General features: G+C 72.2%; 18 protein-coding genes. 8 read left to right on the top strand and 10 right to left on the bottom strand.

The features are described from left to right. Positions 1-175: 175 nt before the first annotated feature. Positions 176-703, top strand: a complete 528-nt coding sequence (locus EOT10_RS05700) for a cupin domain-containing protein (RefSeq protein WP_127827328.1) — start codon at positions 176-178, stop codon at positions 701-703. A gap of 22 nt (positions 704-725) precedes the next feature. On the opposite strand, the gene EOT10_RS05695 is transcribed toward EOT10_RS05700, so the two are convergent. The 3 genes from EOT10_RS05695 to EOT10_RS05685 are packed head-to-tail and all read right to left on the bottom strand — an operon-like array spanning position 726 to position 3639. Beyond that, positions 726-1406, bottom strand: a complete 681-nt coding sequence (locus EOT10_RS05695) for a hypothetical protein (RefSeq protein ID WP_127826941.1) — start codon at positions 1404-1406, stop codon at positions 726-728. 18 nt (positions 1407-1424) lie between these two features. Beyond that, a complete protein-coding gene (gene pdxA / locus EOT10_RS05690) occupies positions 1425-2402 on the bottom strand; it encodes a 4-hydroxythreonine-4-phosphate dehydrogenase PdxA (protein WP_223280820.1) in 978 nt (325 codons plus the stop codon). A gap of 37 nt (positions 2403-2439) precedes the next feature. Continuing rightward, the gene (locus EOT10_RS05685) at positions 2440-3639 is read right to left on the bottom strand and encodes a four-carbon acid sugar kinase family protein (RefSeq protein ID WP_127826940.1); all 1200 of its coding nucleotides are present in this window, start codon (positions 3637-3639) and stop codon (positions 2440-2442) included. 138 nt (positions 3640-3777) lie between these two features. On the opposite strand from EOT10_RS05685, the gene EOT10_RS05680 reads away from it, so the two are divergent. Continuing rightward, complete coding sequence (locus tag EOT10_RS05680) at positions 3778-4686, top strand: LysR substrate-binding domain-containing protein (RefSeq protein ID WP_127826939.1); 909 nt, start codon at positions 3778-3780, stop codon at positions 4684-4686. Here the strand turns inward: EOT10_RS05680 and EOT10_RS05675 are convergent. Together EOT10_RS05675 and EOT10_RS05670 are read right to left on the bottom strand one after the other, a co-directional pair. Then, the gene (locus EOT10_RS05675; protein WP_127826938.1) at positions 4667-5278 is read right to left on the bottom strand and encodes a hypothetical protein; all 612 of its coding nucleotides are present in this window, start codon (positions 5276-5278) and stop codon (positions 4667-4669) included. The genes EOT10_RS05680 and EOT10_RS05675 overlap by 20 nt on opposite strands. Before the next feature lie 69 nt (positions 5279-5347). Further along, positions 5348-5719 (bottom strand): ArsR/SmtB family transcription factor, encoded by a 372-nt coding sequence (locus EOT10_RS05670; protein ID WP_189491220.1) that lies wholly within the window; start codon positions 5717-5719, stop codon positions 5348-5350. Between the two features lie 65 nt (positions 5720-5784). Here EOT10_RS05670 and EOT10_RS05665 point away from each other — a divergent pair, with 65 nt between their 5' ends. Both EOT10_RS05665 and EOT10_RS05660 read left to right on the top strand, forming a co-directional pair. Continuing rightward, positions 5785-6927: a cation diffusion facilitator family transporter gene (locus tag EOT10_RS05665; protein WP_127826937.1), complete on the top strand. Its 1143-nt coding sequence runs from the start codon at positions 5785-5787 to the stop codon at positions 6925-6927. 150 nt (positions 6928-7077) lie between these two features. Then, complete coding sequence (locus EOT10_RS05660) at positions 7078-7533, top strand: cyclic nucleotide-binding domain-containing protein (RefSeq protein ID WP_127826936.1); 456 nt, start codon at positions 7078-7080, stop codon at positions 7531-7533. Between the two features lie 82 nt (positions 7534-7615). Here EOT10_RS05660 and EOT10_RS05655 read toward each other — a convergent pair whose 3' ends face one another. From EOT10_RS05655 to EOT10_RS05645, 3 genes are all read right to left on the bottom strand, one after another. Further along, positions 7616-8959 carry an MFS transporter gene (locus EOT10_RS05655; protein WP_127826935.1) on the bottom strand — a complete coding sequence of 448 codons (1344 nt, stop codon included), beginning with the start codon at positions 8957-8959 and terminating at the stop codon, positions 7616-7618. Between the two features lie 58 nt (positions 8960-9017). Next, positions 9018-10673 (bottom strand): amidohydrolase, encoded by a 1656-nt coding sequence (locus tag EOT10_RS05650; protein ID WP_127826934.1) that lies wholly within the window; start codon positions 10671-10673, stop codon positions 9018-9020. 164 nt (positions 10674-10837) lie between these two features. Further along, positions 10838-11731 carry an Lrp/AsnC family transcriptional regulator gene (locus tag EOT10_RS05645; RefSeq protein ID WP_127826933.1) on the bottom strand — a complete coding sequence of 298 codons (894 nt, stop codon included), beginning with the start codon at positions 11729-11731 and terminating at the stop codon, positions 10838-10840. Positions 11732-11992: 261 nt separating this feature from the next. Between EOT10_RS05645 and EOT10_RS05640 the strand changes: the two genes are divergently transcribed. The 4 genes from EOT10_RS05640 (at position 11993) to EOT10_RS05625 (ending at position 17431) form a co-directional block, all read left to right on the top strand. Further along, positions 11993-12973, top strand: a complete 981-nt coding sequence (locus EOT10_RS05640) for a C-terminal binding protein (protein WP_127826932.1) — start codon at positions 11993-11995, stop codon at positions 12971-12973. Beyond that, the gene (locus EOT10_RS05635; protein ID WP_127826931.1) at positions 12970-13758 is read left to right on the top strand and encodes a class II aldolase/adducin family protein; all 789 of its coding nucleotides are present in this window, start codon (positions 12970-12972) and stop codon (positions 13756-13758) included. The genes EOT10_RS05640 and EOT10_RS05635 overlap by 4 nt, the downstream gene beginning before the upstream one ends. Before the next feature lie 159 nt (positions 13759-13917). Beyond that, positions 13918-15054 carry a phosphate ABC transporter substrate-binding protein PstS gene (gene pstS, locus EOT10_RS05630; protein WP_127826930.1) on the top strand — a complete coding sequence of 379 codons (1137 nt, stop codon included), beginning with the start codon at positions 13918-13920 and terminating at the stop codon, positions 15052-15054. Between the two features lie 199 nt (positions 15055-15253). Then, positions 15254-17431 carry an FUSC family protein gene (locus EOT10_RS05625; RefSeq protein WP_223280870.1) on the top strand — a complete coding sequence of 726 codons (2178 nt, stop codon included), beginning with the start codon at positions 15254-15256 and terminating at the stop codon, positions 17429-17431. A gap of 133 nt (positions 17432-17564) precedes the next feature. On the opposite strand, the gene EOT10_RS05620 is transcribed toward EOT10_RS05625, so the two are convergent. Then, complete coding sequence (locus tag EOT10_RS05620; protein WP_127826928.1) at positions 17565-18062, bottom strand: peptidylprolyl isomerase; 498 nt, start codon at positions 18060-18062, stop codon at positions 17565-17567. A 172-nt stretch (positions 18063-18234) separates the two neighbouring features. Continuing rightward, a complete protein-coding gene (locus tag EOT10_RS41160; RefSeq protein WP_189491217.1) occupies positions 18235-20367 on the bottom strand; it encodes an NEW3 domain-containing protein in 2133 nt (710 codons plus the stop codon). Positions 20368-20559 lie beyond the last annotated feature (192 nt).

Genomic DNA, 20559 nt, shown 5'->3' with positions numbered 1-20559 from the left:
CAAGGGCCCACCTTGACAGCCCTTCGGCGCGCTCCCTACGGTCGGCGGTGGATCTTGCGCATTGATGGCAGCGAGCGAGCCGGCAGTGCCCTGGCCCCCCGTTGCCCTCGGCACCGAGTCCGGCGCGCCCGCCGCGTTCCCCGCCGACGGCCCGCCCGCGACGAGCAGGACCGCCATGCCCTCACCCTCCCCCGTCGGCGACTCCCCCGAGCGCGACGCGTTCCACCCCGATCTCCCCGACCACGACGCCCCGGCACCCCTCCGGGCCAGGCTCCACCACATCCGCGCGGGTGAACTGGACGGCGACACCGCGCAGACCGGCGGCATGCGGCGGTTCGCCGCGATCAGCGGGAGCTCCGTCGGCTCGGAGCGCATCTGGATGGGCCAGACGCACGTGGCCCCGGAGACCGCCTCCTCCAACCACCACCACGGGGCCTCGGAGACGGCGATCCATGTGGTGAAGGGCCACCCGGAGTTCGTGTTCCTGGACGACTCCACCGGCACCCCCGAGGAGGTCCGGCTGCGCACCGGACCCGGCGACTACATCTTCGTTCCGCCGTTCGTACCGCACCGCGAGGAGAACCCGAGCGCGGACGAGGAGGCGGTGGTGGTGATCGCCCGCAGCACGCAGGAGGCGATCGTGGTGAACCTGCCGGAACTGTACGTACTCGACCAGGACGCCCCGCCGGAGGACGACGCCTGACACGGCGCCACCTTCCCTGTCGCTACGCGGCCTCGCCGGCGGCGGCGCACGCCTCGATCGCGGTGGCGAGCTGGGCTCGGAGCGTTCCGGAGCGCGGGGCGAGGGAGCCGTCGAACGCCGCGGAGCCGATGGTGACCGCGTCGGCCCCGGCCCGGGCGAGCGGCCCGATCCGCTCGGTGGTGACACTGCCCGCCACGACGAGGCGGCCGGTCGTGGCGGCGCGGGCGGCCCGTACGAGATCGAGCGGGTCGGCCTCGGTGGCGCGGTGCGCCAGCAGGTCCACGCCCGCGCAGCCCGCCTCCTGCGCGCGCCGGCAGTCCTCGGCGACGCTCTCCGGGGTTCCGCCGAGGGTGGTCGGATGCCCCGACGGCCGCCCGGCGAACGGCAGATAGCCGATGGACGTGCCGTGCAGCAGGCCGAGCGTGTCGTCGATCCAGGTGCCGCCCATGAGCCGGTCGACGCCCAGGTCGACAGCGGTCCGTACGGAGGCGAGAGCCTGAGTGCGGTCCGTGCTGACCACTTCGAGATACGTGGTGGCACCCATGTCCCGTACGCGTGCGTGGAGTTGGGAGAGTGTGTCGCGGTCGACGCCGATGTCCTTGAAGCCGATGTGGCGGATGCCGAGACCTTCGACCTGGCCGAGGACGTCCAGGCAGTCGGTGACGGTCCGGTCGTCGCGGGTGAGCATGAAGATGAAGTCCACGGAGTCCTGTCCTGTTCCTCAGGTGGTACGGGAGTTGGCTCGGGGGCGGTCGACGGGTGGCGACGCGAGCGCGTCGGCGTGCCGCAGGGCGGTGAGGAGGGCCGCGTGGTCGGCCGTGCCGAGGCCCGCGATGTCGAAGGCCGTGCCGTGGTCCACGCTGGTGCGGACGAACGGCAGCCCGACGGTGATGTTCACACCATGTTCGAGCCCGAGGTATTTGACAGGGATCAGGCCCTGGTCGTGGTACTGCGCGACGACGGCGTCGAACTCCCCGTTGCGGGCCCGCATGAAGACGGTGTCGGCGGGCCATGGCCCACTCGCCCCGATCCCCTCCGCCACCGCGGCCCGCACCGCCGGCTCGATCACATCGAGATCCTCACGGCCGAAGAGGCCGTTCTCGCCGGCGTGCGGATTGAGGGCGGCGACGGCGATGCGTGGGGCGGTGATCCCGCCGCGCCGCAGGGTGCGGTGGGTGAGCCGGATGACGTCCAGTTCGCGCTCGGTCGTGATCGCGTCGAGGGCGGTGCGGAGGGACTGATGGACCGTCACCAGGACGACGCGCAGTTCGTCGTCGGCCATCATCATCGCGTAGTCGGAGGTGTCCGACAGGTCGGCGAGCATTTCCGTGTGCCCGGGGTACGGGACACCGGCCAGCCTCAGCGCTTCCTTGTTGACCGGCGCCGTCGTCAGCGCGCGCACCTCGCCGCCCAGGGCGAGTTCGACACCGAGGCGTACGCAGGCGAAGGCGGCGGCGCCGGCCCGGGCGTCCACGGCGCCCACGGGAAGCTCGTCCGGCAGGTCGCACGCCGCGACGACGTCGATGACGCCGGGCTCGTACGCGGCCCGGTCCACGGACTCGATCACCTGGACGGTGAGCGGCGCCCCGGTGGTGCGGCAGGCCCGGGCGAGGGCGCCCGGGTCACCGATCACGACGACGGGGGCGAGGCGGCGCGGGTCGGCGTACGCCTTGACGTGATCTCGGGGCCGATTCCGCACGGGTCACCCATGGTGACGGCGATCGGGAGCGTAGTCATCATCCCTCCCCTTGCGAACGACCCGCGCCGGCGGCGAGGGCGCAGAGGCGGAGCAGCAGGTCGTCGTCGCCGAACCCGCCCGCCTTGATCAGCACGGGGATGTTCCGCGAGCCGAGCAGCACGCCGCGGGCGACGCCCGGTTCCGGCTCGTCGGTCAATTCGATTCCGGCGACGTCGAGTTGGCCGAGGACGTGGGCGGCGGTCTCGCCGCCGGTGAGGACGAGCGCGTCGACCGTCCCGGCCGCCACGAGCGTGCGGGTCACCTCGGCGAGATGCCGGGTGAGCGTGTTCGCGGTGGCGGTGGTGTGTCGTTCGTCGGGGGTGCGCAGCGTAAGGATCCGAGCGTCGGCGGCACTCAGCTCGGCCACGCTCGCACCGGGGTCCCCGGTGGCGACCGTCACGCCGGCCGATCCCAACTCGGCGCGCAGGTTGCCCAGTTGGCGACGGGTAGCGGGGTTCGCGCTGCCGACCACGACGAGCGGGCGCGTGGCCGGGACGAGTTCGGGTACGGGCATGGCCTCAGGCCGTGCGTATCGCGCGGCGAGCGCGGCGGCCAGGCCGGGCGAGCCGATCCAGAGCACATCGTCCACGGCGTCGACGGCGTCGACGATTCGATCGAGGTCCCCGTCCGTCACGGCGGAGCAGACGATCAGGCCTCCCTTGTCGATCGCGGCAGGCAGCTCGTCCGCGCGCCCGGCGTCGACCAGGACGGCCTCCGGCAGCAGTTCCGCCAGGTCCGAGCAGTGCGCGGGGTGGACCGGATCGCGCCCGAACTCACTTGCGTGCACCGGGACTCCGCGTACGCGTTGCACTCCCCGTACCGTGGTCCTCCCCTCGGCGGGGAACGCGGGCGCGATGAGCGCGGCGCGTCGGCCGGACCCTTCGTACGCGGCCCGGATCTCGGCGGCGATGTGGCCGCGGAGGGTGGAGTCGACGGTTTTGAGCAGGAGGTCGCTGCCCGCGTGGGTGCGTGCCGCCCGGCGTGTGCGGGCGGCGGCCTCGGCCACGTCGAGGAGACGGCCGGCCAGATCGAGTGCGGTGACGCCTGCGGCGGACTCGTCACGTTCCGACGCGTCGTCGCGCAGCAGGATGCGGGCGCGGTGGCCGGTGCGGCGGAAGGGCGCGGCGCCGTCCGCCGCGCTGGTGAGATCGTCGGCCAGGACGGCGACGCTCGGGCTGGAGTCGTTGCGGTGATCCATCGATGTGCGTGTCCTCGTCTGAAGGCCCGGCCGCGGGGCGGACGGTGTCGTCGATTCGGTGACGTCGTCAACGGTGGAGCACGCGAAGCCCCGGTACAAACGATTCGTTCTCACAGCCCCTGTGCGAAAATCTCACGCATGCCGTGGCCCGATCTACCCCCGCCCAACACGCTGCTGCCGTTCGAGGCGACGGTGCGGCACGGAAGCATGACGGCGGCGGCCCAGGAACTCCACGTGACGCACGGCGCGGTGAGCCGCCAGATCCAGAACCTGGAACGGGCCCTCGGCACCACGCTGTTCGAGCGAGCGCCGCGCTCCCTGCGCCCCACGCCCGAAGCCCGCCAACTGGCCGCCGTCATCAGCGAATCGCTCGACCGGATCGACACGGCCGCGCGCCTGGCCGCACGCCGACCGCACCCCGGCCGCCCCCTGACCCTGTCGTGCGAGCCGACCCTGCTCATGCGCTGGCTCATTCCGCGCCTGCCGCACCTGGCGGCGAACGTTCCGGACCTGACCGTACATCTGTCCGCGGGCGGCGGGCCCGACGCGCTGGACGACGTGGACGTCGCCATCCGACGCGACGACTTCGCCTTCCCCGGGCGGGTGAGCGGGACGCGCCTCTTCGGTGAACGCATCGGCCCGGTCTGCCGACCGGACCTGGCCGGGGAGCTCTTGGGTGAGGCCCCCTTCGCGGGAGCCACGCTCCTGCACACCCGCACCAGGCCGGGGGCATGGGAGGACTGGCGCCGCCTGACGGGCACCGGCCCGACGCCGGACGCGTCGGACGCGTCGCCGCAACAGACCTTCGAGCACTTCTACTTGACGCTCCAGGCCGCCGCGGCCGGGGTCGGGGTGGCCATCGGCCCGTACGCGCTGGTCCACGACGAGGTGACCCAGGGCCGCCTCGCCGCACCCTTCGGCTTCGTGGCGGACGGCACGAGCTACCACCTGCTCAGCCACCGGCCACCCGCCGAGGACCCCCAGGTCGCCCGCCTCCTCACCTGGCTCCGCGCCCAGACATCGAGCCTCAACGCCCCGACGCCGTGATCCCCAGGTCACGGTCCACCTTGTCCCGCGTACGAGCGGCCGGCTCGGGAGCGTAGGAAAGGGCCCACTGTTCGACACGGTCGAGGAACCCCACGAGCAGTTCCTGCGTGGCCCGCAGCATGGCGGGGAGCTCGGCGAGCGGGATCTCGACGGGGAGCCGCGGGGCAGCCTGAGCGACTCCGACGACGGGCCACAGCCGCACGTCCGCCCCGGCGAACTCGATGCGCGCCGCATCGTGACCGAGCCACGGCTCGCCGCCGTCGACGAGAACCCACCACTCACGCCAGTCCTCGACACCGCAGCAGCAGCCGGGCCGGATCTCCGCACCGGTGCCGGGGTCCCGGACCCTCAACCCGCCCGGCGGGAGCAGGAGTTCGGCGTCGGTCAGTCCGCGCAGACAGGCCGCCGGATCCGCCGCCAGGACCCCGTCGCCGGTGGGCCGCGACGCGTACTCGGCGAGCGTCGCCACCGCGGTGCCGGTTTCCGGCATCGACAGATCGCCCGACAGCGGCAGGAGATGCCCGGCGGGGAGATCGGCTACCGGCCATGCGCGGAATCCGGTGGCGTCGAAAACCTCCAGGACCGGTTCCATGATCAATGCACGGCGGCCGCGCGGGGGCAGGTGCGAAGGCACAGGTGAGGGCCTGGACGTGGCCGTCACTCAGCTCTCCTCCTCCGGCGTCGCGGCAGCCGCGCCGAGGTGGTGGTCCGCGAGGTTCAGGGCCTCGGCGACCAGGCGTCGTAGATGGCCGTCGGGCAGTGCGTAGATCATGCGGCGTCCGTCCTTGCGGACGGTGACCAGACCGGCGAGGCGGAGTTTCGCCAGGTGCTGGCTCACCGCGGGGCGGGCCGCACCGCACGCCTCGGTGAGTGTCGTGACGTCCGCCTCGCCGCCGCCGAGCGTGTGCAGCAGGACGAGCCGGGTCCGGTCGGCCAGGAGCCCGAGCAGGTCGGCCGCGTAGACCAGCTGTGCGTCGCTCGGGTCTCGCGGGTGCGCACGATGCGCAGGTAATAGGTGCATGCGTGCGCTCATACGCACATAATGGAGCGGTCACCTCCCGATGTCCACCCGTTCCGCCGCCCAGGAAGGCCCGACCCGTGAGCGCTCAGCACGGACACACCTCGCACGACGGCACACACGACCATGGCGCAGGCCCTCACGCGAACCACGGCCATACCCATGAGCATCAGCAGCGACACGACCACCACGGAACCCACGGCCACCCCCACAGACACGACACCCCACCCTCCGGAGCCTCCCGCCTCCGGCATCGGCTCGCCCATCTCCTCACCCCGCACTCCCATGAGACCGCCGACAAGACGGACCCGGCGCTGGAGGCGTCGGCTCGGGGGTTGCGTGCCCTGTGGGTCTCGTTGGCCGTGCTGGGAGTGACGGCCGTCGCGCAGGCGGTCGTCGTCGTGCTCTCCGGTTCCGTCGCGCTGCTCGGTGACACGGTCCACAACGCCGCGGACGCGCTCACCGCGCTCCCTCTCGCCGTCGCCTTCGTGCTGGGACGGCGGGCCGCCAACCGCCGCTTCACCTACGGCTACGGGCGCGCCGAGGACATCGCCGGGCTCGTCATCGTCCTCACGATCGCCGCCTCCGCCGCCTTCGCCGCGTGGACCGCGATAGACCGGCTGGTCAACCCGCGCGACGTCGAATATCTGCCGGCGGTCGCGGTCGCCGCCGTGATCGGGTTCCTCGGCAACGAATGGGTGGCCCGCTACCGCATCCGCGTCGGCCGTGACATCGGCTCCGCCGCTCTCGTCGCCGACGGGCTCCACGCGCGGACGGACGGTTTCACCTCGCTCGCCGTGCTCATCGGGGCGGGTGGCGCCGCCCTGGGCTGGCGGCTCGCGGACCCGATCGTGGGGCTCGCCATCACCGCCGCGATCGCGCTCGTGCTGCGCGACGCTTGCCGGGAGGTCTTCCGGCGGGTGATGGACGCCGTGGACCCGGCCGTCGTCGACGCCGCCGAGCACGCCCTGCGGCACGTGCCGGGCGTGCTGACCGTCGGGGAGCTGCGGATGCGGTGGATCGGGCACCGGCTGCGCGCCGAGGTCGCCATCGTCGTCGACGGAGCGCTCTCCGTACGGGCCGCGCACGAGGTCGCGGTCGCCGCGGAGCACGCCCTGCTGCACGCCGTCCCCAAGCTCACCGCCGCGTTGGTGCACGCGGACCCCGCGCCGGCCCCCGGAGTGCCGGACCCGCACGCCCCGCTCGCCCACCACGCCGCGTAGCCACCACCCTGGGGGGCCGACGTGCACCCATTGCGACGGACCATGGGCTCTGCGTACCGTCGACGATTCGAGGTCGTCCCCGGGGTGCTCAATCGCCGTGCGGCGGCTCCAATGGAGGGTGGGGGGACCTCGGGCGAGGAGGCCTGTGCCATGACGAACGCGACACGACTGCTGACCGCCCTTCCTCGCGATCACCGTGAGCGGCTCATGAAGCTGGCCAAGGAGGTGTCGTTCGACGAGGACCAGCGGATCTTCGAGGAGGGCGGCGTCGCCGACCGGTTCTGGGTCATACGCTCGGGTGCCGTCTCACTCGACCAGCAGGTCACCGAGCACCGGCGCGTGACCGTCGCCTCGCTCGGCGCGGGCGACCTGCTCGGCTGGTCATGGCTGTTCCCACCGCACCGGTGGGACTTCGGCGCCGAGGCGTTCAGCCCCGTACGCGCCTATGAGTTCGACGCGCAGGCGGTGCTCAACCTGTGCGACCTCGACACCGCGCTGGGCGTGACACTCGTCCGCACCGTCGCCGAGATCCTCGCCTACCGGCTCGGGGCGACGCGCGCCAGGCTCATGGAGGAATACGTCACCCACCGGCCCCAGCCGCTCTGATCCGGTCGTGCCTCTGCCCGCCGACGCACACCTCGCGTCGGCGGGCAGAGGCACGACCCGGAGCCGGCCGGGCAGGCCGCGCTCAGACGCCGCTCGCCACCTCCCGGCCCGCCGCGGACGCCGTGTCCTCCCCCGGCTGCGCCGCCCGCAGCGCGCGCAGCCGTGCCGTGCACCAGATGCCGACCGCCGAGATGGTCATGAGCATCAGGGCCGGCGGCCAGTAGTGTCCGCCCGCCGCCGCGGCGAGGGAGACAGCGGCGAGGGGGGCGAGGCCACCGAAGACCATGTTGCAGACCTGGTAGGACAGCGAGATGCCGGTGTAGCGGACATGCGGGGCGAAGCCCTCCGCGAGGATGGACGCGATGGGCCCGTACAGCGCGGACATCACCAGGCGCATCGCCAGCATCATCAGCCAGATGAGGAAGACGCTGCCGGTGCCGAGGACCATGAACTGCGGGACCGCGAGGACGATCACGCCGGCCAGGCCCGTGATGACGACCTTGTGCGGGCCCACGCGGTCCGCCAGCCAGGACAGTCCCGGCGTGACCAGGAGTTCCAGGAAGGCCGCCAGCGTGAGGCCGTTGAGGAGCATCGACTCGGACAGGTGGAGGTCACCGGTGCCGTACGAGAGCAGGAAGCTGGTCACCACGTAGTAGCCGCCGGTGGCGGTGGCCAGGGCGAAGACGCCGATGAGGACCGTGCGCCACGCCTTCTGGAACACCTCCACGACGGGCAGCCTCCGCTCGGCGGCGGCCTGCTCGTCGCGCACCTCGGACATGACGGGCGACTCCTCGAGCTTCACCCGTACGACGAGGCCGACGACCACGAGGACCGCGGACGCGAGGAACGGCACGCGCCAGCCCCAGCTCATGAACGCGTCGCTGCCGAAGAGGTTCATGAGGCTGAAGGCGCCCGTCGACAGCAACGCGCCGACGGATGAGCCGAGTTGGGCGAAGGACCCGAAGAACGCGGCCTTTCCGCGCGGGGCGTTCTCCACCGCGATCAGCACGGCACCGCCCCACTCGCCGCCGATCGCGATGCCCTGGATCAGGCGGAGCGCGATCAGGAGCACCGGGGCGAGCCCGCCGACCTGGGAATAGGTGGGGAGCAGGCCGATCCCGAAGGACGCGACGCCCATCATCACGAGCGTGATGACGAGGGTCTTCTTGCGGCCCACGCGGTCGCCGATGTGCCCGAAGACGATGCCGCCGAGCGGGCGCAGCAGGAAGCCGACGGCGAAGGTGGCGAACGCGGAGAGGGTCTTGAGGTAGGGCGACATGTCCGGCGGGAAGAACACGTCGTCGAAGACGATCGCCGCCGCGGTGGCGAAGGCGTAGAAGTCGTACCACTCGATCGAGGTGCCGGCGAGGGCCGCGAAGGCGGCTCTGTACGGGCTCTGTCGGGTGGCGGCGGGCTGTGTCGGCATGAAGCCTCCGGGGACAGGAGAGGCGGGGAGGGACGGGAAGAGAAGGAGAGCGGAGCGGTCAGCGGCCGGGGGCGGCCCAGGCGCGGGTTCCGCCGATCCAGGTCTCGCGTACGCCGATGGAGGCGAGTTCGGCCGGGTCGGCGGTGAGCGGGTCGCTGTCGAGGACGGCGAAGTCGGCGAGCATTCCGGGGGCGAGCGCGCCGACGGCGTGTTCGCGGTGCAGGGCGCGGGCCGCCGCCGCGGTGTGCGCGTGCAGGCCGTCCGCGACGGGCATGCGCAGGGACGCGTCGCCGAGGACGGTGCCGAGGACGGTGCGCCGGGTGGCGGCCGCGGAGACGGCTTCGAGCGGGGCGGGCGGCGCGACGGGCGCGTCGGAGCTGAAGACGACGGGCACTCCGGCGGCGCGGCAGACGCCGGCGGGGTTGTAGCGGTGGCCGAGTTCGCCGACGGCGGTGAGCGTGCCGTCCCCGGTCCGCAGGTGGTGCTGGGGCTGCATGACGGGTACGACGCCCAACTCGCCCATGCGGACGATCTGTTCGTCGGTGGGCAGCCCGGAGTGCTCGATGCGGTGCCGCATGTCGGGTCGCTCGCGGCCTGCCTGCGCCTTCTCGACGGCGTCGAGCACCATGCCGATGGCGTACGGGGACTGCGCGTGGGTGGCGGTCTGCAGCCCTGCACCGTGGGCACGGGCGACGAGCTCGGCGTACTCCTCGGCCGAGTGGTAGAGCTGGCCGTGGTGGCAGCAGTCGGCCGCGTAGCCGTCGGGAAAGTAGGCGGTCCAGCCGCCGAGGGTGCCGTCGGCGTAGAACTTCACGCCCTGGACGCGGAAGTGGTCGTCGCCGAAGCCGTTCACGACGCCCAGGTCGAGTGCGGTGTCGAGGAGCGCGGAGGTGAGGTAGGCGGAGACGCGCAGGCTCAGGGAGCCGTCCTGGCGGGCGCGCAGATAGGTCTCCATCTCGCGGCGGGAGGCCTGGGCGTCGCCGACGGTGGTGACTCCGGCGGCGAGGAAGACCTCCTGGGCGCGCCGGAGGTGGTCGGCCATGACCGCGTCGGGTTCGGAGAGGTGGAAGTTCGGGCCGTGGTTGCCGATCTTCACGCCGCCGGGCCCGGTGAGCAGGTCGCAGGCCGCGTCCCAGAGCTGTCCGTCGGGTTCACCGGAGGGCAGGCGGCCGATGCTGCCGCCCTCGGGGTCGGGGGTGCCGGCGGTGACGCCGCAGGTGCGCAGGGTGTGGGAGTTGACGACGCCGCCGTGTCCGGAGGCGTTCATGACGTACACCTCGCGGTCGGTGGCGACGCGGTCGAGGTCGTAGCGGGTGGGGTGGCGGCGTTCGGCGAGCCTTCGGTGCTCGTAGCCGAAGCCGCGTACGGGGACTCCGGCGGGGAGTTCGCGGGCGGCGTCGGTGAGGACGGCGACGAGGGTCTCGATGTCGGGGACGCGTTCGGGCCGGCAGTCGACCCAGGCGAGGGCCTGCCCGTACATGACGGGGTGGCAGTGGGCGTCGACGAAGCCGGGGTGGACGAGGCCGCCGTCGAGTTCGAGGCGCTCGTCGATCCGGCCGCCGAGCGCGGCGCGTGCCTGGTCCGCGGTGCCGGCGTGGACGACGCGGCCGCCGCGGACGGCGAGCGCCTCGGCGCGCACGGAGGTTCCGGCGACGGCCACCGCCGCGCCGGTCACCAGGAGCGTGCGGTCGGCGTCATCGAGGGCGTGGTGCATGAAGGGGGCCTGCTTTCGACCATGGGACGACCATGAGGAACACCGCGCACACAAGGGTCGCGGCGACTGATTCGTTCGCATGGACGATAAACAGCAGACGTTGACTTGACCAGATGTATCGCCGGGAAACTTTTCGTAAGTTCAGGCGAGGCATCACCTACGTATCATCCGGCGGGATCCTCGTAGCGCTCCTTGATGAGCTCCAGGTGCACCCAGCTCTCCACCGCGCGTACACCCCGCACGGCCCGCATGTCCTCAACGGCCGCGCGGATCGCCGCGAGGGATTCCACCGTGATCGTGCCGACGAGATCCGCCCGCCCCATGCAGGACGACAGGAACGAGACCTGCCCCAGGGCCGCGAGCCGTTCGGCGACCTCGTCCCGTTCCGCTTCGACGCGCACGGCGAATCCGCACAGGATGCCGAGGCCGAGCAGTTCGGGCCGGACCAGGGCGAGGACCTTCGCGACGCCGCCGTCGAGGAGCCGCAGCGTGCGCGCGCGGGCCGCGCCCGCCGACAGGCCCACCCGCTCGGCGAGCTCGGCGAACGGCAGCCGGCCGTCGGCCTCCAGCTCGCGCAGCACGGCCAGGTCGGTCTCGTCGAGCTCGGTGACGGCCGGTTCCCCCGCGAGCAGATACGGATCCTTGAGGTGGCGCGTGGCGATCAGCGGGTCCACGACGTCGACCCCCGGCACGGAGCGGACGCGTTCGATCGCCCGGTCGAGGTCGGCGATCCCCTTGGTGCGCAGCTCGGCCATGACCGCGTAGCCGCCGGCCGTCAGCGTGACGAAGGGCGCCTCGGGCATGGCGGCGATGGCGCGGGCCACCGGTCCGGCCGGACCCCGGACGCCGATCGACAGGTGTGCCGACGCGGTGAGACCCCGGACGGCGGGGTGCACCACCGCCACGACCTGCACGCCGCCGCCCTCCAGGAGCCGCTGGACGCGGGCCCGGGTCGCGGGCCGGGAGAGCCCGACGCGCTGCGCCAGCGTCTCGTACGTCAGACGGCCGTCCTCCTGCAGCTCGCGGACGACGGCGAGGTCGATGTGGTCCAGGTCCACCGGGGCTTCCCCTCAGCTCGGCTGCCCGGGCGCGGCCGCACCCGGGGTCGGCGCCCATTGTCGGCCACGGGGGCGCGGGCGGCGGACGGTCGTGACATGCGTCACGGGCGCCCGTCTCGTTCAGACTGGACAATCACAGAAGACGAAACGTAAGTTCAAGGCCGAAGAGGCCGACGAATCATTCGCCGACGGGGAATCGTTCGCCGGTCATGAGCCGTTGATCGGGAATCGTTCGCCGATCCGTGTGTGGGGAGAATTTGGATGGGTCAGCCCGTGGTGGTCTTCATCGACCCCGAGGAGCTGGACGTCGAACCGGGCGCGCGCCTGCTGCGCGACGCGGGCTTCGAGGTCCGCGTCGTCGGAAGCCGCGACCCGGGGGAGATCGCGGCGGCCGCCCACGACGCCGAGGCTCTGATCGTCGGCTACGCGCCCGTGGACGCCGCACTCCTGGACCGGCTGCCCGCCGTACGCATGCTGGCCACGATGTCCGCCGGGTACGACATGGTGGACACCGCCGAGGCCCGCCGGCGCGGCCTGTGGGTGAGCAACCTGCCGCACGCGGCCACCGAGGACGTCGCCGTGCACGCCCTCGCCGCCACCCTCTCGCTCGTACGGCACCTGCCGCGGGCCGACGCCACCGTGCGCGGCGGCGGGTGGAACACCGAGTTCGGTGAACTTCCGTGCAGGGCGAGCGAGTTGACGCTCGGCCTGGTCGGGTTCGGCCGGATCGCGCGCGCCCTCGCACGCATGGCGGGGCCCGTCTTCGGCCGGGTGGCGGCCTTCGACCCGCACGCCGACCCGGCCGGCTGGCCGCCCGAGGTCGACCGGCTCGGCCTGGACGAGCTGGTGGGCGCCTCCGACGTACTGTCCCTGCACACCCCGCTCACCCCGCAGACCCACGGCCTCGCCGACGGCGATCTGCTCGCCCGGATGCGGCCGGGCTCGTTCCTCGTCAACGTCTCGCGCGGTGAGCTCGTCGACGCCGACGCGCTCGTGCGCGCGCTGGACAGCGGGCATCTCGCCGGGGCCGCGCTCGACGTGTTCCCGGTCGAACCGCCGCCCGCCGACGACCCGTTGCGCACCCACCCGCGCATCCGGCTCTCCCCGCACAGCGCGTTCCTGACCGACGCCTCGCAGCGCGCCTACGTGTGCGCACCCGCGGAGAACGTGATCGCCTGGCACCGCACCGGCCGCCCGCTCACCCCCGTGGTCGACCCGACCCTCGAAGGAGCCGTCTCGTGACCGACCTGCTGACCCCCGCGACCGACGAGGACGCCGCACAGGTGGAGCTGCGGCTCCGCCGCGAACTCGCCGCCGTCTACCGGCTCGTGGCGCACTTCCGCATGACCGACCTGATCTTCACGCACATCTCGCTGCGCCTGCCGGGTCCCGACCACCACTTCCTGATCAACCCGTACGGCCTTCTCTTCGAGGAGATCACCGCCTCGAACCTCGTCAAGATCGACCTGTCCGGGAACCCGGTCGAGCCGAGCCCGTACCCGGTCAACCCGGCCGGTTTCGTCATCCACAGCGCGATCCACGCCGCCCGCGAGGACGCCCAGTGCGTGCTGCACACGCACACGAAGGCGGGCTGCGCCGTCGCCGCGCAGCAGGGCGGGCTGCTGCCGCTGAACCAGATGTCGATGGAGTTCCACGACCGCGTCGGCTACCACGACTACGAGGGCGTGGCCCTCAACCTGGACGAGCAGAAGCGGCTGGTCGAGGACATCGGCGGCCACCCCGCGCTGATCCTGCGCAACCACGGCCTGCTCACCGTCGGCGGCTCGGCGGCCCAGGCGTTCCTGCGCATGTACTACCTGGAGAAGGCCTGCGAGATCCAGGTCACCGCGCAGGCCGGCGGCGTCCCGCTGACCGTTCCGCCCGCGGAGGTCTGCGAGTACACCGCCCGCCAGCTCGCGGGCGAGGCCGAGGCCGACTCCGACCTCCAGGACGAGGACGCGTACGACCTGGCGTGGGCGGCGATGCTGCGGCTGCTCGACCGGATCGCGCCGGACTACAAGGACTGATCCGGCCCCGGGGGCCGTCGAGGTGAGCGGGGTCCGTGTCGGGCCCCGCTCGCCCTTCGTACGGTGGTGCTTCGCCTGGAGTTCACCTTCACGTCACCCCGCGACCGCCCTGGTCGGTGACCATCTTGCTTCCGACAGCAGTATGTCCAGGGGGAACAAGTGAAGAGCGCCCGTGCCCATCGTGTGATCCGGCGGAGCGTTCCGGTCGCCGCCGCTGTCGCGGCCGCGCAGCTGCTCGCGGGGTGCGGAGCGGGCGGCGCGGGCGCCACCGGCGATCAGGCACGGGCGGCCGCCGCCTCCCCCGCCGCCCGCATCGACTGCGCGGCGAAGAGCCAGCTGCCCGGATCCGGGTCGACCGCCCAGCAGAACGTGATGAAGTACTGGATCCAGCAGTACCAACGCGCCTGCCCGGACGTACAGATCGCCTACAACCCGCTCGGGTCGGGCGCCGGAGCGGCCCAGTTCCTGCGGGGCGCGACCGCGTTCGGCGGCTCCGACAGCGCGCTGAAGCCGGCGGAGGTCGCCCTGTCCCGGCAGACCTGCACCGGCGGCCGGGCCATCGACCTGCCCATGGCGGGAGGCCCCATCGCGGTCGGCTACAACCTGCCCGGCGTCGACGGCCTGGTCCTCGACGCCGCCACCCTCGCCGGAATCTTCGACACCCGGATCACCACCTGGGACGCCCCGGAGATCCGCAGGCTCAACCCGGGCGTGAAACTCCCGTCGGCCCGCATCCTCACCGTGCACCGCTCGGACGACTCGGGCACGACGCAGAACCTCCAGGCATACCTCGCGGGCGCGGCCCCCGCCGCCTGGCCGTACCCGGCGGAGAAGTCCTGGCAGGGCAGGGGCGGCGGCTCGGCGAACGGCTCCAGCGGAGTCGCCGCCGAGATCAACTCCTCGTACGGGTCGATCGGTTACTTCGAGCTGTCCTTCGCGGCGAGCAGCCGGATTCCGGCCGTCCGCGTCGACACGGGCACGGGGCGGCCGGTCGCCCCCTCCCCGGAGTCCGCGTCCGCCGGGATCGCCGGGGCGCGTCTCACGGGCGAGGGCAAGGACATGTCGCTCACGTTCCGCTACGGCCGTCCGGCGGCGGGGGCGTACCCGATCGTCCAGGTCACGTACGAGATCGTGTGCGACAAGGGCAATCGGGCCGCCACGCTCCCCGCGCTCAGGTCCTTCCTCACCTATACCGCCGGTGACGAGGGCCAGCGGGTGCTGTCCCGGATGCACTACGCGCCCCTGCCGGGCCCGATCGCGGCCCAGGTGCGGCGCACGGTGCGCTCCCTGTCCTGACCGCGCCCCGCCCTCCCGCCTCCCGTGACCGGCCACTGACCGGCCGCTGACCGGTGTTGACGCGCATGGGATGCTGAGGCGTCCGTGGATCATGGCTGGATCGGGAGAGTGCGGCACGGTGAGGGAAAGGACACGCCTGACGGGGAGGGGCGGCGCGTGGGACCGGTTCGTGGCGTCCGATCCGGGGCTTTTGCGGCTGATGGCGGGACTGCGGACGGTCGGCGCGATCGCGCTCACGCTGGGCGTCCTGGCCGCGCTCCACACGGATGTGACGCACATGGTGGCGGGCGCCATGGCGGCGATGGTGGCCACGTTCGCGATCCGGGAGAAGGACGTACGCGGCCAGGCGGTCACGCTCGCCCTGGGGCTGCCCGTGGCGCTCGCGGCGGTGTCGCTGGCCGCGCTGCTGCACAACCAGGTCGTCGGGGGTGACCTCTTCTTCATCGCGCTGATCTTCGGTGCCGTGTACAGCCGCCGGTTCGGGGACCGCGGCACGGCGCTGGGCCTGATCGGCTTTCAGATCTACTTCGTCTCGCTGTTCGTGAGCGCGACGGTCCCGACCCTCCCGAAGCTGTACGCGACGCTCGCCATCGCCTTCGCGTGCAGCGCGGTCGTGCGCTTCGCCGTCGTACCGGAGACGCCCGAGCGGGTCCTCGGCCGGCTGCGCGACGCGTTCCGGGCGCGGCTCGCGCAGCTCGTGGGCACCCAGACGGAGCTGCTCGACGCCGACCCGGACCAACTGGAGAAGGTCATCGACGACCTGCGGCGCGGCACGGCACGGCTGCACGAGACGGCGCTCATGATCCAGGGCCGCCTCGAGGAGGGCACCCGGGACTCCGCCACCGCCTCCCTCGTGCAGCGCAGGGTCGCCGACGCCGAGATCGCCGCCGAACGGCTCGGCGTCCTGCTGCTCAACGCCCGCAGCGCCGAACGCGCCGACACCCTCACCCTGCACCTGCCGCACGCACCCCTGCCCGAGCCGTCGAAGCGTCCGTACGGCGACGACGACGCGACCCGGACCCTGCGCCGCGACCTGGGCGCCCTGCAACTGCTGGTCGCCCGCCCCGCGCCGGTCGACCGCGGCACCGCGCTCTCTCATGTCCGCAACCGGCTGCTCGGCTACCGCGACGAGGACAACCTGCCGCGCGGGTCCGCCGCCGTACAGGACGTCTTCCGTGGGATCGGTGAGGCGGCGCGCGCCGTCCTGGGTCTGCGGCTCGCCCTGGACGGACCGCAGGACGAGTCCGACGACAGCCCGGCCACGACGCGTTCGCGCGAGGAGATCGACGCCGAGGACCTGGCGATCACCGGGTCCGAGAAGGAGGAGGACGACGAGGACGACCGCTCGGGGCTCCAGCGGCCCACGACCCGGGCCGCGTTCCAGGTCGCGGTCGGCTCGGCCCTGGCCATCGTCGGCGGCGAGTTCCTGTCCAGCCAGCGCTGGTACTGGGCGGTCCTGACGTGCTGGGTGGTCTTCCTCAACACCGCGTCCACGGGCGAGATCCTGGTGAAGGGCTACCGCCGGCTCGTCGGAACGGTGTTCGGCGTGGTCGCCGGTGTGCTGCTCGCGGGCATCGTCGGGAACCACACCTGGACAGCGTTCGTGCTCGTCCTGGTCTTCATCTTCGCGATGTTCTTCACCGCCCCGCTGTCCTACGCCCTGATGTCCTTCTTCGTCACCGCGATGCTGGGCATGCTGTACACCCTGCTGAACACGTACAGCCTGGACGTGCTCGTCCTGCGGATCGAAGAGACCGCGCTGGGCGCCGCGTGCGGCATCATCGCCGCGGTGGTCGTGCTGCCGGTGCACACGGACCGCCGTACGGACGAGCTCCTCAGCACGGTCCTGGTCAGGCTCGGGGACGTCGTGTCCGCCGCCGTGGAGCAGCTGAGCGGCGGGCCCGCGGTCGACCTGCTCGACAAGGCGCGGGACCTGGACACGGCTCTGGACGATCTGCGCGCCTCCACGAAGCCGCTGACGCACCCGATCACACCCCTGAGGGTGCGGCGGCAGACGGCCCGCTATCTGGTGGCGCTCCTGGAGACGTGCGCGTATCACGCCCGCTCCCTGGCGGCGACGGCCGAGCTGGTGCCCTACAGCAAGACCATCGCGGCCGACCCGCGGCTCGGGCGGGCCGGGCTGCGCATCGCGCACAACATCGACGTGATCGACGCCCATGTGCGGGACGAGAAGACGGGCGGGGAGGTCGAGGCGGGCGCGAGCATCGCGTCCATGCTGGAGGCGGACGGGACCGGGGCACTGCGCTCCGGCACGGTCACCTTCCGTGTGCTGCGGCATCTGCAGCGCCTCGACGAGGGCGTCGTGGGTCTCGCGAGGCCCCTGGACGTACCGGTCGCGGGGCGCCGCCGCCGCTGACGTGCGGCGGGGCCGTGCGGCGGGCCTGTACCTGGACATGGAGCGGGCCGGGGCGCCCTGATGGGGCCCCGGCCCGTCACTGTTCCTGTCGCTGTGCCTGTCCGTCACCGGTCAGGCGTGCGCCACGGGTGGCTCAGAGAACGCCGGACTCGGAGATGGTGACCTTGGCCGAGGGGGTGCCGCTGCCGGAGCCGAGGGCCTCGATCTTCTTGACGAGCTTCATGCTGTCCTCGTCGGCGACCTCGCCGAACACGACGTGCTTGCCGTCGAGCCAGTCGGTCACGATCGTGGTGATGAAGAACTGCGAGCCGTTGGTGTTCGGGCCCGCGTTGGCCATGGAGAGCAGGCCCGGCTTGGTGTGCTTGAGCTTGAAGTTCTCGTCGGCGAACTTCTCGCCGTAGATGCTCTTGCCGCCCGTGCCGTTACCGGCGGTGAAGTCACCGCCCTGGAGCATGAACGCCGGGATGATGCGGTGGAACGACGACCCCTTGTAGCCGTAGCCCTTCTCGCCCGTGGCCAGGGCGCGGAAGTTCTCCACCGTCTTCGGGACGACGTCGTCGAAGAGGTTGAAGGTGATGCGCCCGGCGGGCTGGTCGTCGATGGTGATGTCGAAATATGCCTTGATTGCCATGACGCCATCCTCGCATTCCCCATGGCCCGCGCGCTCCTCGGCCCGGCTTTCGCACGCCGCGGGGGCTCCGCGTCCACTCGATCGGCAGTGGCGACGGCCGGCAGGCGACCCGCACGGGCCGTGCGAACACCGGGACTGAGGCGTTCACGGCGGGCGCCTGCGCGGCCGGCTCCTACTGGACCGTGACCGCGAACACGTGGATCGCGTCCGCGTCCGGCAGGGTGACCGTGCGGATCGTCTTGCCCGCGGTGAGCGGGACGGAGTTGCCGAACAGTTTGTAGCCGATGCCGAAGTTGGCGGGGCCGTTCGGGGTGTTGCGGTGGCCGGACGTGGCGACGGTCGTCGCGCCGTACTCCGTGCCCGCCGTGCAGCACCAGTTGGGGAAGCCGAGGCTGCCCGTGCTCGTGGTGCCGTCGGTGTAGGTGACCTTGACCTGGCCCGAGACGAATCCGGCCTCCGCGCCGAGGAACCAGAGCTTCGAGCCGCTGCCCGTGAGAGTGATCGACTGGCCGGCGAGGGCGACGTTGTCCGGGGTGCCCGGCTTGGCGGCCGGGAAGGTCCAGGTCACTCCGTCCTTGGCGAGCTCGGCTCCGGGTGTGACGCCGGCCGCCGCGAGGGCCTGGGCGGAGTAACTGTCGCCGCCGCCGTCGAAGTTGCCGGTCGTGTAGTTGCCCTCGGCCGGCGGCGCCGCGTCGTTGGTCACGCCCACGTTGTTGAAGGCGGCTTCCAGGCTCGGGTACGGCACCTCGGTGACGACCGAGGCCTGTCCCGTCACGGATCCTTCACCGGCGCCGCCTGCACGGTAGCGGGCCGTCGCGGTCAGGGGCGTGACGGTGGTGCCGGGCTTGGCGTCGGGGCCCTTGGCCGTCACGGTCGCGGTGGCCGAGCCGCCGGGCCTGACGTTGCCGAGGGACACGTCGGAGTCGCTGAGGTTCCAGCCGTCGGGCGCGCCGAGCTTCAGCCGCGCGCCGGTGAGTCCGGTCGGACCGTGGTCGGCCAGAGCCACCTTCCAGGTCGAGGTGGTGCCCTCGCCGCCGGTCCGGGTCCAGGTGATCGCGGTGGCGGGCTGCACGCGGGGCGCGCTTCCGGCGTGGACGCGGTACAGGACGGTCGCGTGCGCGGGAACGTCGGCCGCGATGGTCCCGGTGGTCCGCGTGGTCTCCTTCGACCACAGGTCCTTCAGGAGGTACGAGTTCCCGTCGGGCAGCCCGGCCTCGGCGGCCGTCGTGGTGATGGTCCGCGCCTCGTCGGACGAGTTGAACAGGGCCACGGCCCGGTCGCCGTTCGCGAGGGGCTTGGACAGGACGTCGTATCCGTCGCCGTGCCGCACGATGCGGCCCTGGAGGCCCTTGGCGTCCTGGTCGACGGCGATGACGTCCTTGTTGCCGAGTACGGAGAGCGCGTCGGGTGAGGCCTTGGTCAGGTCGGTGCTGGAGATGAGCGGGGCCGCCATCACGGACCAGAGCGACATCTGGCTGCGGATCTCGTCGCCGGTGAGCCGGGACTGGCCGGCCAGGAGGAAGTCGGGGTCGTTCCAGCGGCCCGGGCTCTGCAGGTCGGCCAGCGGCACGTTGTAGGTGTAGTTGTACTTGATGGAGGACCACTTGCCGCGCGCGGACGACGACTCCATGGCGACGTCGGCGCCCTCCCGCCACAGGTTGCCGACCTCGGCGGACCAGGAGATGACGTGGTGCCAGTCCTTCTCGCCCTCGAAGTAGGCGGGCGCGGACACGGAGTAGACGATGGGGCGGCCGGTGTCGAGGAGCGCCTGGCTCATGTCGCCGTAGAGCTTGTGGTAAGCGTCGTCGGCGCTCTGGCCGGCGGGGACGGGCACGTTGCAGCCGTCCAGTTTCAGGTAGTCGACCTTCCACTTGGCGAAGAGGTCGGCGTCCTGCTTGATGTGGCCGTAACTGCCGGGGTAGCCGCCGCAGGTCGACGTTCCGGCGTCCTCGTAGATGCCGAACTTCAGGCCCATGGCGTGCAGTTGTTCACCGACGTAGGCCATGCCGTGCGGGAAGCGGGTGGGGTCGGGGACGAGGTTGCCGTCGGCGGCGCGGGTGTGCGTCATCCAGCAGTCGTCGGTGGTGACGGTGTCGTATCCCTTGGCGGCCAGGCCGGAGGAGACGAGGGCGCGGGCGTTGGCGAGGACGGTCTCCTCGCTGATGTCGCAGCCGTAGTAGGACCAGTTGTTCCAGCCCATGGGCGGGGTCGGGGTGAGGTTGGGGTACGGGGTGGCCGCGGCGGCGGGCGCGGCGGACGGTCCCGCGAGGCCGCCGAACGCGAGGGCCGTGGCGGCGCCGGCCACGGACAGGGCGCGCAGGGCACGGGACGGGCCGTGGCGCGTGGGGTTCGGGGAGGTGCGGACCGTTGCGGTTCTGTGCTCTCTGTGAGCTCTCCCGGACAAGGGGTCTCCCGTCTACGTGCGTGCACCGAAGGGACACAACGGGAACACCGTGCCGAGCAGAGCTCGTTCCTGCAACATGTATGGCAAATCCTT

Origin of the sequence: Streptomyces antnestii (assembly GCF_004005495.1) — a bacterium.
In the GTDB taxonomy this organism is placed as follows: domain Bacteria; phylum Actinomycetota; class Actinomycetes; order Streptomycetales; family Streptomycetaceae; genus Streptomyces; species Streptomyces antnestii.
The sequence above is the reverse complement of the archived record's forward strand: the minus strand, read 5'-3'. Positions and strand labels throughout refer to the sequence as shown.